General features: G+C 38.5%; 13 protein-coding genes. 10 read left to right on the top strand and 3 right to left on the bottom strand.

The features are described from left to right. The first annotated feature begins 1 nt into the window (after nucleotide 1). Entirely contained in the window at nucleotides 2–1,585 is a 1,584-nt protein-coding gene (locus tag ABDJ41_RS16910; protein WP_349787259.1) for a beta-N-acetylhexosaminidase, read from the top strand. A gap of 122 nt (nucleotides 1,586–1,707) precedes the next feature. Next, on the top strand, nucleotides 1,708–2,706 hold the full coding sequence (locus ABDJ41_RS16905; RefSeq protein WP_349787258.1) for a sugar phosphate isomerase/epimerase family protein: 999 nt from the start codon (nucleotides 1,708–1,710) through the stop codon (nucleotides 2,704–2,706). Nucleotides 2,707–2,741: 35 nt separating this feature from the next. On the opposite strand, the gene ABDJ41_RS16900 is transcribed toward ABDJ41_RS16905, so the two are convergent. Next, nucleotides 2,742–3,164, bottom strand: coding sequence for a c-type cytochrome (locus ABDJ41_RS16900; protein WP_349787257.1), 423 nt, complete (start codon nucleotides 3,162–3,164; stop codon nucleotides 2,742–2,744). Between the two features lie 2 nt (nucleotides 3,165–3,166). Beyond that, nucleotides 3,167–3,814: an SCO family protein gene (locus ABDJ41_RS16895; RefSeq protein WP_349787256.1), complete on the bottom strand. Its 648-nt coding sequence runs from the start codon at nucleotides 3,812–3,814 to the stop codon at nucleotides 3,167–3,169. Between the two features lie 197 nt (nucleotides 3,815–4,011). Here ABDJ41_RS16895 and ABDJ41_RS16890 point away from each other — a divergent pair, with 197 nt between their 5' ends. Both ABDJ41_RS16890 and ABDJ41_RS16885 read left to right on the top strand, forming a co-directional pair. Then, nucleotides 4,012–4,971: a hypothetical protein gene (locus ABDJ41_RS16890; RefSeq protein WP_349787255.1), complete on the top strand. Its 960-nt coding sequence runs from the start codon at nucleotides 4,012–4,014 to the stop codon at nucleotides 4,969–4,971. A 20-nt stretch (nucleotides 4,972–4,991) separates the two neighbouring features. Then, nucleotides 4,992–6,314, top strand: coding sequence for a sigma-54-dependent transcriptional regulator (locus tag ABDJ41_RS16885; RefSeq protein ID WP_349787254.1), 1,323 nt, complete (start codon nucleotides 4,992–4,994; stop codon nucleotides 6,312–6,314). A gap of 106 nt (nucleotides 6,315–6,420) precedes the next feature. Here ABDJ41_RS16885 and ABDJ41_RS16880 read toward each other — a convergent pair whose 3' ends face one another. Continuing rightward, on the bottom strand, nucleotides 6,421–6,987 hold the full coding sequence (locus tag ABDJ41_RS16880) for a GNAT family N-acetyltransferase (RefSeq protein WP_349787253.1): 567 nt from the start codon (nucleotides 6,985–6,987) through the stop codon (nucleotides 6,421–6,423). Nucleotides 6,988–7,216: 229 nt separating this feature from the next. On the opposite strand from ABDJ41_RS16880, the gene kdpF reads away from it, so the two are divergent. The 6 genes from kdpF (at nucleotide 7,217) to ABDJ41_RS16855 (ending at nucleotide 14,123) form a co-directional block, all read left to right on the top strand. Continuing rightward, the gene (kdpF, locus tag ABDJ41_RS23000; protein WP_157263106.1) at nucleotides 7,217–7,294 is read left to right on the top strand and encodes a K(+)-transporting ATPase subunit F; all 78 of its coding nucleotides are present in this window, start codon (nucleotides 7,217–7,219) and stop codon (nucleotides 7,292–7,294) included. A 12-nt stretch (nucleotides 7,295–7,306) separates the two neighbouring features. Further along, on the top strand, nucleotides 7,307–9,025 hold the full coding sequence (gene kdpA / locus ABDJ41_RS16875) for a potassium-transporting ATPase subunit KdpA (RefSeq protein ID WP_349787252.1): 1,719 nt from the start codon (nucleotides 7,307–7,309) through the stop codon (nucleotides 9,023–9,025). 10 nt (nucleotides 9,026–9,035) lie between these two features. Then, complete coding sequence (gene kdpB, locus ABDJ41_RS16870; RefSeq protein ID WP_349787251.1) at nucleotides 9,036–11,069, top strand: potassium-transporting ATPase subunit KdpB; 2,034 nt, start codon at nucleotides 9,036–9,038, stop codon at nucleotides 11,067–11,069. Between the two features lie 57 nt (nucleotides 11,070–11,126). Beyond that, nucleotides 11,127–11,693, top strand: coding sequence for a K(+)-transporting ATPase subunit C (locus tag ABDJ41_RS16865; protein WP_349787250.1), 567 nt, complete (start codon nucleotides 11,127–11,129; stop codon nucleotides 11,691–11,693). A 25-nt stretch (nucleotides 11,694–11,718) separates the two neighbouring features. Further along, on the top strand, nucleotides 11,719–12,789 hold the full coding sequence (locus ABDJ41_RS16860; protein ID WP_349787249.1) for a porin: 1,071 nt from the start codon (nucleotides 11,719–11,721) through the stop codon (nucleotides 12,787–12,789). A 203-nt stretch (nucleotides 12,790–12,992) separates the two neighbouring features. Next, nucleotides 12,993–14,123, top strand: a complete 1,131-nt coding sequence (locus tag ABDJ41_RS16855; protein ID WP_349787248.1) for a sensor protein KdpD — start codon at nucleotides 12,993–12,995, stop codon at nucleotides 14,121–14,123. The last annotated feature ends 5 nt before the right edge of the window (nucleotides 14,124–14,128 follow it).

The following is a 14,128-nucleotide window of genomic DNA, read 5'->3' as shown; positions in this document are numbered from 1 at the left end:
CATGAAAAGAAAAATAATAGTTCTTGTACTGTGTATAGCTTTTTTTAAAGGCTATACACAAGAGTACTGTCCCATAATCCCGTTACCTGAAAAGGTTGAAAAAAACAAAGAGAATTTCGCATTAAACAGAAATACAGTAATTGTATTTGAAGACGAGCAGATAAAACGCATAGGTGATTATTTACAGTCAGAACTGCTTCGGTCTGCTCAGATTACGCTTTCTGTAAGTAATAAAAAGGCTGCTAATGAAATAGTCCTTCTATATAATAAAACTGTGCCTAATGTTATTGGCGCCTATAAGTTGACTATTACAAAAAATAAAGTAACGATTAGTGGACGCGATAACGAAGGGCTTTTTAATGGAGTTATTTCCTTTTTACAGCTTGTCAGTTCGACGAAAAAAGTAAACAACACGGTAAGTATTCCTGGCTGGCAAATTACTGATCAGCCACAATATAATTGGCGTGGCTTAATGCTGGATGAATCAAGACATTTCTTTGGAAAGAAAAAAGTTAAACAAACACTCGATTGGATGGCCTTTTATAAGCTGAACCGATTTCACTGGCATTTAACCGATCAGCATGGCTGGAGGGTAGAAATTAAGCAATATCCAAAGCTTGCTACTGTAGGAGGAATTGGAAATTATAGCAATGAAAATGCACCAGCAAGCTACTATACACAGGAAGATATCAAAGAGATTGTCAGCTATGCTGCGGAAAGATTTATCCAGATTATTCCTGAAATCGATATGCCTGGACATGCCTCTGCTGCAAATAGAGCATATCCTGAGTTTAGTGGAGGTGGAAGTAAACAATTCCCTGAGTTTACCTTTAATCCAGGCAAGGAATCAACTTATCAATATCTGACTAACATCCTTCGAGAAACAGATGTATTGTTCCCTTGGCAAATGATACATATCGGAGGAGATGAAGTGCATTATGGTAATGAAAAATGGAATACAGATGGAGATATAAAGCGATTAATGGAAAAAGAAAAGCTAAGTGATTTAAAAGCTGTAGAAAACTATTTCTTTAAACGTATGGCAGATTCATTGCTGGTAATAGGTAATAAAGTCCTGGCTTGGGATGAGGTTGCTGAATCCAATCTTCCTAAAAATGAAACGATTGTTTTCTGGTGGAGACATAATAAACCAGAGCAATTACAAAAATCGCTGGATAAAGGCTTTTCAGTAGTTTTAAGTCCTCGCTCTCCAATGTATTTTGACTATAAGCAAGATAGCTTGCAGGTTCATGGCCCGGACTGGAAGAAATTCAGTTTAAACTCAACTGAAAATGTATATCATTTTAACCCAGAAAAAATACCGGTAGTTTTTCCAAAGAATAACCTTGTTTTAGGTATCCAGGCAAATGTATGGACGGAAAGGATAGTTACTGAGCAACGGCTCGATTATATGATGTATCCAAGGATTGCGGCTTTGGCTGAAGCGGCCTGGACTAAAAATAGCAATAGGAATTATCAACAGTTTATGTTAAGATTAAAAGATCAGTTTCCCTTGTACAAAAAAAGCGGACTATACTATTTTGATCTGACAAAGCCTGATTTAACAGGCGAGCCCAAGGAATAAGTCTCTCTAAATTACACTTACTTATAGCTAGTGAATAAAAGCCTGTTTCATTAACATTATGATCAGGCTTTAATTATTTCCTTACCTGTTTTTTGCTTTTAAAAGCTATTTTTTATTTAACATTGAAAACTATAAGATATGAATTGAAAATAGACATAGCTAATCAGATGAAACTAAAACTAAAATATCTGTTCTGCCTTTTGGTAATAGCGTTAAGTTATCACCCTTCGATGGCCTTAAATCATGTAAAAAGCCCTAAACGTTTAAAAATAGGTTATTCCATCGGTGTAGCTTCAATAACTCCTCAAAAGATGCAGGATACTAAGTCGGCCGGAGTTGATTACTTAGAGGTTTCTTTGAGCTCATTTTTGGATAAAAACAGAAAATTTAAGTTCACAGATGAGGAGATGATGGAAAAGGTAATAGCCGCAAAAAAAGCTGCTGATGATGCAGGAGTAAAGATCTGGTCTATACATATGCCTTTTAGCAAGGATATCGATTTGTCGTTAACTGATGAATCTGAACGACGTAATGTGGTAGCACTACACACTAAAATACTTAATTACTGTAAAATATTAAAACCAGAAGTGATCTTGTTTCACCCAAGTTATTTTCTTGGATTAAATGAGCGCGAACAACGTAAAAAACAATTGATTAAGTCGGCGGTTGAATTGAATAAGCAAGTCAAAACAATCAAGGCAATTATGGTGATTGAAAACATGCTTGGTTATGAGCTAAATGTAGGTGCAGATCGTGAACGCCCATTATGTCGTACTGTAGAAGAAGTTTCAGAAATTATGAGTCGTTTACCAGCCAATATATATGCTGCAGTGGATATGAACCATATTAAATATCCTGAAAGATTAATCAGAGCTTTAGGTAAGCGTTTAAAATCTGTGCACATTGCTGATGGTACCGGAAAGAAAGAGAATCATTTTTTCCCTTGTTCAGGCGAAGGAGAGAACAATTGGGTAGAGATACTCTCTGCCTTAAACGAAGTTGGATATGATGGACCATTTATGTACGAAAGTGCTTATAAAGATGTTAAAGACTTTCTACCGTGTTATAACACTTTATATCAGAACTTATTAAATTCTAAAGCCAGCGACTCAAAATTGTAATACAGGAATCTACTTAGCTGAAAAAGCACCGGATTCTATTTGCAGTTTTTTAAATCGTTTGCCACTTGTTCTGGAGTATATATCCCTTGGTTATTGCCAAAGGAGTTGGTAATATAAACCATGACTTGTGCAATATCAATATCATATAACTCAGGGAATGAGGGCATTGTACCCTCGTATTTCTGACCATGTATAATGATGGTGTCTTTTATCCCATTTTTTATAAAACACGCAATTTTTTGTTTGTTTTGTTTTAAGGAAATGCTGTCGGTGAGTGCTGGAGCAAGCGTACCAAGGCCTTCGCCTTTTGAACCGTGACAATTTTGACAGTGCTTGATATAGATATCCCTACCGTTAACATGATACATATCTTGCTTTACCTGCCCTGCATTCTGGCAGCCATAAACAATGGAAAATAAGGCAATGGTTAACAATGAACCGATAAGGAGTCTGCGCATTTTTATTTTTTATCTTCAGCTAGTAATAATGGAATGTCTTTCATCAATTGAGCAACCTGATTGCTATCAGTGCCATCGTAAGCACCACGAATACGTTTTTGCTTATCAATCAGTACCAGCCATCCCTGGTGGATGTAACCATCTTTTGCAGTCGAATCTTCAATAACAGCTACCAGATAATCATTTTCAGCAATTTTATAAATGCTGTCCTTGCTTCCATAAGCAAATTGCCATTTGCCATTATCAACACCTAACTTTTCTGCATATTTTTTCAGAACTGAAGGTTTATCGTATTTGAAATCAATGGTATGTGAAAGATACATTACTTCTGGATTGTCTTTGTACTTTTCAAAAATCTCTTTCATGTTACGGTGCATCGTCGGACAGATTGTTGAACATGATGTGAAAAAGAAATCAGCAATGTAGATCTTATCCTTAAATGTGTCCTGAGTAACAGCAACACTATCCTGATTTAAAAAGCTAAATGAAGGAATTGTCTTATAAACGGTGTCAATTTGAGTTGTACCATCTGGATTAGTAACCGTTTCGGCTGCTCTTGGTCCCAGGATAGGTAGTTTTTTCTCGTTCTGGCAAGAAGACATGAATATTAGAGTAGCAGTTAATAGAGATAATGAAAAATTTAGCTTCATAAGAATAATGATAATTGAAGAAAAGCAAATGTAATTAAAATGAAATTAACCCTATCGTTTTGATAAGGTATAGTATTGCCATAAAAGCGTCATGAAATAATAAATGGACCTTCATAGTTATGATGGGCCGGTTTTTAAGTCTTGCTCATAACATCGGCATCAGGTTTGAAACGGGCTGCCATAAAATTAAATTGATCATGGATAATCAAATGATATTTGTACGTATTGCTACAACAGCCGACTTTAAGTACGCAGATGAAATAGTAAAAGAAACAGCCACATCGGCCATTTCACGTGGCTCGGGTATTGCTAAACGAACTGTTGAGTCATTGCGACTTAGAATGGAAGAAGGAAAGGCCGTAATCGCAGTCACCGGAGCAGGTAACTGGGTAGGCTTTTCTTATTTTGAGGTTTGGGAGAATGGGACCTTTGTTTCCAACTCTGGTTTGATCGTTGCACCACAATTTAGGAATGCCGGGGTAGCCAAGGCCATCAAAGAACGCATCTTTAAAATGTCGCGCAGAATGTATCCTGAAGCTAAAATATTCAGTATTACCTCTGGATCAACAATTATGAAAATGAACAGCCGCCTTGGCTTTGAGCCCGTCAGCTTTGCCGAAGTTACACAAGATGAGTATTTTTGGGAAGGTTGTAAAAGTTGTGTAAACTATAATATTCTCGAAAGTAAGCGCAGGTGCAATTGTTTGTGTACCGCCATGCTTTTTGATCCACAGCTTAAAAATATACAGATGCAGACCGTAAAAACTGAAGAGGAAAAGCAAGTCATGGTATTGGATTGTGTTGCCTATCCCAGAGCAAGCCTTGTGCCTTTTGCCGAAGGAACCAATGCAATATGTGCAGCATTAATGGATATTAAATGGTTTACAGACTTTGTTTTTCCAATAGAAGGACAACTCCCAAACCCTGTAGAGATGAAAGTGACGGGTGTGAACACAAATGTTCAACAGCTTAATTCCGCCAGTCAGTTTAATTTTACAGTAGAAATAGTTTATGACCATAACTATACCGTAAAGGAGATTTTGAATGTCATTAAAAATCATACCTGGTGTAAATTTAAGGTTAGAGATGAAGGTCTTAAGTTTATTGTAGTTGATGATGTACCTTACGACCGTTCAGTTGTGTCGAATAATTACTAATATTGTTGAAATTATCAGCTATGCAGTATACAGTCTTAATTATAGATGACGAAAAGAAGATCTGCAGCCTTCTGGCGCGTATCATAGAACTGGAAGGTTTTAAAGTTTTTCAGGCTGCTACAGGAAAGGAAGGTCTGAAAATTTTAGCCAATAATGATATTTATGTTGTGATCAGTGACGTAAAACTTCCAGATATCAATGGGGTGGAACTCGTTAAGGAAATCAAGAAAATAAAACCGTATGCCGAGGTTATCAACCTGACTGCTTTTGGTACCATTGCCGACGGGGTGATGTCTATGCGAAACGGGGCGTTCGACTACATTACTAAGGGGGATGATAATGATAAGATCATTCCCCTGGTTTATAAAGCCCTCGATAAAGCAAAATTGCAGTATCGTGTGAATGAGCTAGAAAATAAGGTAATCAGGAAATATAGCTTTGATGGAATTCTCGGGAAATCGAAAGCCATTCATGAAACCATAAACCTTGCACATAAAGTTGCCGCAACAGATACCACGGTATTGTTACTTGGAGAAACAGGGACAGGAAAGGAAGTGTTTGCGCAGGCTATCCACTATGAAAGCTTGCGTAAAATGAAGCCTTTTGTCGCTGTAAACTGTAGTGGCTTTAATCATGAGTTATTGGAAAGTGAACTGTTCGGACATAAAATAGGTGCCTTTACGGGCGCTGTTAAAGATAAAAAAGGATTACTGGAAGAAGCAAATGAGGGAACAATATTTCTGGATGAAATAGGAGAGATGAATCTCGACTTACAAGCAAAGTTATTACGGGTACTTGAAAACCAGACCTTCATTAAGGTTGGTGATACACAAACCAGTAAAGTGAATGTAAGGATTATAGCTGCCACAAACAGAGATTTGAAGCAGGAAGCCGAGGCTGGTAAGTTTAGGCTGGATTTGTATTACCGCCTTTCCGTATTTTCTATAGAACTCCCTTCGTTATCACAACGTAAATCAGATATATTACTGCTCGCCAGGCATTATTTAGATGAGTTCGCCAATAAGGTGAATAAGCCTGCTTTTAAAATGGACAATCACTTTGAAGAACTGCTAATGAAACATTCCTGGAAAGGAAATATCCGGGAGCTAAAAAATGTAATGGAGCGTGTGGTGATCCTGGCCGATGGACAATTATTAAGTGCGAACCTGTTGCCATATGAGTTTCATACTGAAACAATCGGAAATGATGGGGATATGATGAAGCTTGAAAATGTTGAAAAGCAACATATCGATAAAATCCTCAAATATACCGGTGGCAATAAAACCGAAACAGCAAGGTTACTGGGAATTGGTTTAACAACTTTGTATAGGAAACTTGAATGACAACCCTACTTTTATCGGTCGCTGAAAGAAAAATTACCTTCTCTGAAAGTGCATAGGAAAATTTTTCCTTCTTCAGGAAAAAGGTTCCAGCAATTGAAGAGAATGGTTATTTTTCAATCTGATAGACAAACTTCAGGTTTGATGCCTCACCGGGTTTAGCAGAATCCTGTTCTGCCACTTTCTTCGCGCCAATTTTGCTGAGTGCCATTTGCGAACGAAGGTTTGTAGAGCCAACATGGAAATACACTTTATCGACCTGTTGAAAAATATAATCCATCATGAGTTTTTTCACAATAGGATTAATACCTGTACCCCAGTATTTGGTAGCATAAAAAGTGTAGCCAATAAAAATGCTGTTCTCTGCATTATTGTAATCATAAAAACGAGTACTACCTACAACTTCGCCAGTACTATTATCAATAATTTTAAAAGCTCCCTTGCTGTTGAGGGCATCATTAAAAAAAGCCTCAAAAATTTCTCGTTTCCATCTATCCATGTTGGGATGTTGTATCCATATTTCAGGATCTGAAGCTACATTAAAAAGCCCTTCAAAATCATCGTTTGTTAAAGGGATTAGTTTTATCCGTTCGTTTTCTAGTGTTGGTTGTATCGAGATGGTCATTGTAAATATTTCATTGGTTAAATATACCAAAACGACAAATAACCCTTCCATTTTGGAAGGGTTATTTGTCAATTAAAACAAGTAGTTATTGTGTTTTATTGTTTTGTTGACTGTAATTCAGTGGTTTACGTCTGGGTAGGCAATGGTGGTATGCCAATTGGCAATAAGCATTTAAAATAAACAAGACAATTATGTTAACAATCGTACTTCTTCTTGCCCTGCTACTGATGTGCTGGGTATTCTACAAATCTATTGACTGGTTCGAAAAAATCTAAAAATTATGATCGCATTACTCATTGTCGCAATCGCAGTATTTATCTATATGGTATACGTGCTGATTAAACCCGAAAAATTTTAATTAACTATCATTATGAACACTGAATTACTTGGCATTATTACCACTTACGGTCTGACCTTGCTGATTGGAATACCACTGGGTATCTACCTGGCAAAGATGTTTGCTGGTGAGAAAGTCTGGACAGACTTTCTAAAACCCCTTGAAAAAGGTATCTACAAATTATCCGGAATTAATCCGGAAGAATCAATGAACTGGAAACAACATATGAAAGCGTTGCTAACCATCAATATGGTATGGTTGGTATACGGTTTTTTTGCACTAATTTATCAGGATAAACTTCCTTTAAATCCAGATGGTAACCTGGGACAGTCGCCCGATCTGGCTTTCAATAGCATTATCAGCTTTGTGGTAAACTGTAATCTACAGCATTATTCCGGCGAAAGTGGCGCAACTTACTTTACACAGCATTTCGTATTCATGTTCTTACAGTTTGTAAGTGCTGCTACAGGTATTGCTGCTGCGGTAGTACTGTTTAAAGCTTTCCGTGATAAAACAACTACGAGTCTTGGTAACTTCTGGGTATTCTTTACCCGTTCGATTACCCGTTTATTATTGCCACTTTCTGTAGTCGTAGCGACTATTCTAGCTTTCAACGGAACTACAACCAGTTACGAGGGTAAAGATCAAATCATTTCCCTTCAGGGAGATACAGTCAGTGTTTCCAGAGGACCTGCCGCCGGTTTCGTAGCCATCAAACACCTCGGTACAAATGGGGGTGGTTGGTTTGGAGTAAATGGGTCACATCCAATAGAAAATCCAAACTACTTAACCAATATGGTAGAAGTGATATCCCAGGTGATCATACCTATAGCTATGATCTTTGCCTTTGGATACTTTATCCGCAGAAAGAAAATGGCATGGGTAATCTTTGGAATTATGACCTTGGGGATGATGCTTTTACTTGTGCCTACGGTCATTAGCGAAACTGGAGGAAGTCCGTCAATTGCTAAAATGGGCATTTCTCAGGAGACAGGAGCAATGGAAGGTAAAGAGGTTCGATTTGGACCGACGGCTACAGCTTACTGGAGTACTGTAACCACCATTATCTCAACAGGATCAGTTAACTCCATGCACGACAGTTCAATGCCATTAACAGGTATGTTGCAGTTGATTGCTATGATGATGAACTGCTTTTACGGAGGCTGTGGGGTTGGGATTTTGAACTACTTTATCTTTATCATCATTGCGGTATTTATTTCCGGGTTGATGGTGGGGCGAACACCTGAGTTTCTTGGGCACAAAGTAGAGGCCAGGGAAGTTAAAATTGCTTCTATCATTGCGTTGCTACATCCGTTTATTATCCTGGTTGGAACTGCGTTGGCTGCGTATACCGTTACATATTTCCCCGAAGCAAACTGGGCTGTTAAGCCCGCCAACTGGTTAAACAATCCCGGTTTCCATGGCTTCTCTGAAATGCTTTATGAGAACACTTCAGCAGCTGCAAACAACGGTTCTGGTTTTGAAGGACTTGGTGATAACAATATCTTCTGGAATGTATTGACTGGCTTTGTACTGATCCTTGGACGTTTCCTTCCAATCATTGGCCCTGTAGCAATTGCTGGGTTATTGGCTTCAAAAAAATACATCCCTGAATCTGCAGGAACCTTAAAAACAGATACGCTAACCTTTGGTTTGATGACATTCGTAGTTATCGTGATCATCGCTGCGCTTGCCTTTTTCCCAGCCTTGACTTTAGGTCCGGTAGCGGAATATTTTACCCTAATTAAATAATAGAATTATAATGAAAACAAAATCTAATATATTATTTGAACCTGCTTTAGTAAATACAGCATTAAAGCAATCGTTTATCAAACTTGATCCACGCTTGATGATCCGAAACCCGGTCATGTTTACCGTAGAGATAGGAACATTTGTGATGCTGTTTGTTACACTTTATTCTATCGGGAATAGTAGTCAGGGGGCTTTCGGATATAACTTTGTGGTGTTTATTGTTCTTTTGCTAACTGTTCTTTTTGCGAATTTTGCAGAAGCTATAGCGGAAGCAAGAGGAAAGGCACAGGCCGACAGTTTGCGTAAAACAAGGGAAGAAACACCTGCAAAAGTGGTATTGAGCAATGGGAAGATTGAAATGCGCTCTTCTAATCAATTGCAAAAAGGAGACGTGTTCATCTGTGAAACAGGAGACACTATTCCTACAGATGGTGAGATCATTGAAGGGATAGCAACAATTGATGAATCGGCCATTACAGGAGAGTCTGCTCCCGTAATCCGCGAATCAGGTGGTGATAAATCTTCGGTAACAGGGGGGACCAAAGTGCTTTCAGACCAGATCAAAGTACAGGTGACTACTCAGCCGGGAGAAAGCTTTCTGGATAAAATGATTGCACTTGTAGAAGGTGCCTCACGTCAGAAAACCCCTAACGAGATTGCATTGACTATTCTATTAGCTGGTTTTACACTGGTATTCATTATTGTATGTATCACCTTAAAACCTTTTGCAGATTACGCGAATACGCCAATTACGATTGCAGCATTCATCTCTTTGTTTGTCTGCCTGATTCCAACAACTATTGGAGGCTTACTTTCTGCTATTGGTATTGCAGGGATGGACAGAGCCCTAAGAGCCAATGTAATTACCAAATCGGGCAAAGCAGTGGAAACTGCCGGAGATATCGATGTGTTGTTACTAGATAAAACAGGTACGATCACAATTGGGAACCGTAAGGCTACCAACTTTTATCCTACTGCCGGAATTGTGATTAAAAGCTTTACTGACGCCTGTGTATTAAGTTCATTGGCAGATGAAACACCAGAAGGAAAATCGATTATTGAGCTGGCTGCTTCACAGGATGATAAATTGATTACTACAGCACCTGTAGGATCTAAATTCATCAAGTTTACGGCCGAAACCAGGTCGAGTGGTTTAGATACAGCAGACGGTAGAAGGATTAGAAAAGGTGCATTTGATTCTATTCGTAATATGGTGCTGACTGCAGGGAATCCATTTCCCATGGATATCGAAGAGCAGGTGAAAAGAATTGCCAGTAATGGTGGTACACCGTTGGTAGTTGCTGAAAATGAAAAAGCACTGGGTGTAATCGAGTTACAGGATATCATTAAACCGGGCATCAGCGAGCGTTTTGAGCGTCTTCGTAAAATGGGTGTAAAAACAGTAATGGTTACCGGAGATAACCCTTTGACGGCTAAGTTTATTGCTCAAAAGGCAGGTGTAGATGATTTTATTGCTGAGGCTAAGCCAGAAGATAAAATGAACTATATCAAAGAAGAACAAGCTCAGGGTAAACTGGTGGCGATGATGGGAGACGGTACAAACGATGCTCCGGCATTAGCACAGGCAGATGTTGGTGTAGCAATGAATAGCGGTACACAAGCAGCTAAAGAGGCTGGTAATATGGTGGATTTGGACAATGATCCAACGAAATTGATTGAGATTGTGGAGATCGGGAAACAGTTGCTCATTACCAGGGGCACGCTGACCACTTTTTCTATAGCCAATGACGTAGCGAAATACTTTGCCATCGTTCCGGCCTTATTTATTGTAGCCATCCCGGCACTAAGCAGCTTAAACATCATGAATCTGCACAGTCCGGAAACAGCAATACTCTCCGCAGTAATTTTCAATGCGTTGGTGATTCCATTGTTGATTCCGGTTGCTTTACGCGGTGTCTCCTATAAGCCAATTGGTGCGAGTGCTTTACTGCGCAGAAACCTTCTGATTTATGGACTGGGAGGGGTAATTGCTCCATTTATCGGCATAAAACTAATTGATATGGCGATTGCTTTGATGGTTTAATTGCTTGTTTAATAGAAAGATATCATCTAAATAAATACATAAATAAAGAATGTTGTCATGAAAAAATACATCATACAATCGTTGAGACTAACAGGAGTACTTATGGTACTGTTGTGTATCATTTATCCATTAACTATCGCCTTTGTTGGAAAATTCAGTGCAGGTGAAGGAAGTGGCGAAAAAGTAATAAAAAATGGTAAAGTAGTGGGCTATGCATTGATTGGCCAGTCTTTTACCAAACCAGAATATTTTTGGGGCAGACCATCAGCTGTTGGGTACAATGCGGCAGGTTCAGGAGGTTCCAATAAAGGTCCGACCAATGCTGATTACCTGAAAGATGTGGAAGGAAGGATAGATACCTTGTTGAAATATCATCCTTATCTGAAAAAAACAGACATCCCTGCGGATATGGTCACTGCCTCAGGTAGTGGGTTGGATCCTGATATTTCGGAGCAGGCAGCCATTATGCAGATCAAAAGAGTTGCGGCAAACCGCGGATTAACCGACAAAGCTGTAGCGGAATTGGTGGTGAAAAATACCGAAGGACCATTATTTGGTTTGTTTGGCCCTTCTAAAGTCAACGTCCTGAAACTTAACGTTGCCCTGGACGAATTAAAGAAATAATAATTTAAAACAACGATAAAAACAAATGAAAAAACTCATAACATTAGCCGTAGCCCTTTCAACAGGATCAGTTTTATATGCACAGGAAGAGCCTAAGATAAAAGTAACCGGATATTTGGAAACTTATTATGGATACGATTTTAACAAGTCTGCTGATAACAACAGACCTGGTTTCATTTACTCACACAACCGCCATAATGAGGTGAACCTTAACCTTGGTTTTATTAAAGGCAGTTATGACAACGGTACAATTCGTGCAAACGTAGCCTTAATGGCGGGTACTTATACAAATGCAAACCTTGCTGCCGAACCGGGTGTATTGAAAAATATTTATGAAGCGAATGCTGGTTTAAAGCTGTCTAAAACAATTAACCTTTGGGTTGATGCCGGTATATTTTCTTCCCATATTGGCTTTGAAAGCGCAGTATCTAAGGATTGCTGGGTGTTGACCAGAAACATCTCTTCAGAAAATACACCCTATTATGAGTCAGGTGCAAAATTGAGCTATGCATCTAATGACGGTAAGTTCTCAGCAGTGCTATTGTATCTGAACGGTTGGCAGCGAATTAATCGCTTAAATGGAAACAGTAAACCCGCGGGTGGTTTACAACTCACCTGGAAACCTACAGATAAAATCACTGTAAATTACAGTAATTATCTTGGAACAGAAGGTGCTGACGATGTAAGGGTAAAACGTTTTTACCATGATGTATATGGAATATTTCAACTGACCGATGATTTTGGTTTAACAGTTGGTATTGACTATGGAACCCAGCAAAAAGCTAAAGGTAGTGATGATCGTAATGAAGTATTCGCGCCTGTGGCTATTGCGCAGTACCGAATTGCCGACAAATGGAAAGTAGCAGGAAGGGTAGAGCATTATCAGGATAAAAATGGTGTATTTATCGCGACAGAAACTCCGAATGGTTTTAAAACAACAGGATATTCCGTAAACATGGATTATGCTCCTGTTAGTAATGCTGTGGTACGTTTAGAAGGAAAGGTTTATGATAGCAAAGACAAAGTATTTATGCGTAATGATAATCCGACAAATACAAATGTAGCTGTTACAGCCAGCATAGCAGTTTCTTTTTAGTTTAACTTATACAGGGCCGGTTTTGGTGCGGCTGGTCCTGTATTATTAATGATCGCAAAAGATTGCCTTTGGTAAAAGAAAGTAAAATGAATAATAAATCTATTCTCAAACTGATCCCGGTTTTAAGTGTTTGTCTAATACTGTTACTGGGAATTTGGTATTTAATTAAAGAGGCCTATATCATCGTAAAATGGTAACATGTGATGGAAGAAGAAAATAAAGAGAGTTCTGTCCGTAAGTTTCTGGACCTGGTGAAAAAATCCAGAAGAGGGAAATTTAAAGTCTACATTGGTATGAGTGCAGGTGTGGGCAAAACTTATAGAATGCTCCAGGAGGCACACGCACTGTTAAAGAACGGGATAGATATCCAAATCGGGTATATTGAAACCCATAATCGTGAAGAAACACATGCACTTTTAGCTGGTATTCCGGTGATTTCCAGAAGAAAGTTGTTTTACAAAGGAAAAGAACTGGAAGAGATGGATGTTAATGCAATTGTTAATATTCATCCCGAAGTGGTGATTGTCGATGAACTTGCACATACCAATGTGGAAGGAAGCAAAAACGGGAAACGTTGGCAGGATGTGGTTGATATACTCGAAGCGGGTATCAGCGTCATTTCCGCAGTAAATATTCAGCATCTGGAAAGCATGAATGAGGAAATCGAAAAGATTACCGGCATCCCCATTACTGAACGAATACCTGATAAGATTCTGGAATTGGCTGACGAGATTGTAAATATAGATTTGACGGCTGATGAATTGATAGACCGCTTAAAGTCTGGAAAAATTTACGATAAGACTAAAATTGAACGCGCTTTAAATAATTTTTTTCAATCGGATAGAATACTGCAATTACGTGAAATGGCACTTAAGGAAGTGGCGCATCATTTAGAAAGAAAGATCAGTATAGAAATTCCAAAGCAAATTAAGCTTAGGCAGGAGCGGTTTATGGCCTGTATTTCTACCAATAATGCAACTGCAAAAATTGTAATTCGTAAAACTGCCAGACTGGCCTCTTATTATCATTCTCCCTGGATTGTATTGTATGTTCAGAATAGTAAGGAAAGTGGTGACAGAGTTAAACTGGATTTACAGCGACATCTGATTAATAATTTTAAGTTGGCTACTGAACTTGGAGCAGAAGTGATTAAGGTAAAAAACGATAATATTCCCAATACCATATTGAAAATTGCAGCAGAAAAAGAGATCACAACAATATGTATAGGTAAGCCCCATTTAAATTTATTTCAAATTATGATGAGAACTGCAATTTTTAATCAACTTTTGCGGAGCATTTCAGCTACAGAAACTGATTTAGTAATATTGAGTTAGTGCAA

The organism is Pedobacter sp. ASV1-7 (assembly GCF_040203335.1).
Taxonomy (GTDB): domain Bacteria; phylum Bacteroidota; class Bacteroidia; order Sphingobacteriales; family Sphingobacteriaceae; genus Pedobacter.
The sequence above is the reverse complement of the archived record's forward strand: the minus strand, read 5'-3'. Positions and strand labels throughout refer to the sequence as shown.

What these genes read in the sequence shown, in the direction of transcription:
- ABDJ41_RS16910 (WP_349787259.1), top strand. Translation starts at nt 2, where the DNA reads ATGAAAAGAAAAATAATAGTTCTTGTACTGTGTATAGCTTTTTTTAAA.
- ABDJ41_RS16900 (WP_349787257.1), bottom strand. Translation starts at nt 3,164, where the DNA reads ATGCGCAGACTCCTTATCGGTTCATTGTTAACCATTGCCTTATTTTCC.
- ABDJ41_RS16895 (WP_349787256.1), bottom strand. Translation starts at nt 3,814, where the DNA reads ATGAAGCTAAATTTTTCATTATCTCTATTAACTGCTACTCTAATATTC.
- ABDJ41_RS16890 (WP_349787255.1), top strand. Translation starts at nt 4,012, where the DNA reads ATGGATAATCAAATGATATTTGTACGTATTGCTACAACAGCCGACTTT.
- ABDJ41_RS16885 (WP_349787254.1), top strand. Translation starts at nt 4,992, where the DNA reads ATGCAGTATACAGTCTTAATTATAGATGACGAAAAGAAGATCTGCAGC.
- ABDJ41_RS16880 (WP_349787253.1), bottom strand. Translation starts at nt 6,987, where the DNA reads ATGGAAGGGTTATTTGTCGTTTTGGTATATTTAACCAATGAAATATTT.
- kdpF (WP_157263106.1), top strand. Translation starts at nt 7,217, where the DNA reads ATGATCGCATTACTCATTGTCGCAATCGCAGTATTTATCTATATGGTA.
- kdpA (WP_349787252.1), top strand. Translation starts at nt 7,307, where the DNA reads ATGAACACTGAATTACTTGGCATTATTACCACTTACGGTCTGACCTTG.
- kdpB (WP_349787251.1), top strand. Translation starts at nt 9,036, where the DNA reads ATGAAAACAAAATCTAATATATTATTTGAACCTGCTTTAGTAAATACA.
- ABDJ41_RS16865 (WP_349787250.1), top strand. Translation starts at nt 11,127, where the DNA reads ATGAAAAAATACATCATACAATCGTTGAGACTAACAGGAGTACTTATG.
- ABDJ41_RS16860 (WP_349787249.1), top strand. Translation starts at nt 11,719, where the DNA reads ATGAAAAAACTCATAACATTAGCCGTAGCCCTTTCAACAGGATCAGTT.
- ABDJ41_RS16855 (WP_349787248.1), top strand. Translation starts at nt 12,993, where the DNA reads ATGGAAGAAGAAAATAAAGAGAGTTCTGTCCGTAAGTTTCTGGACCTG.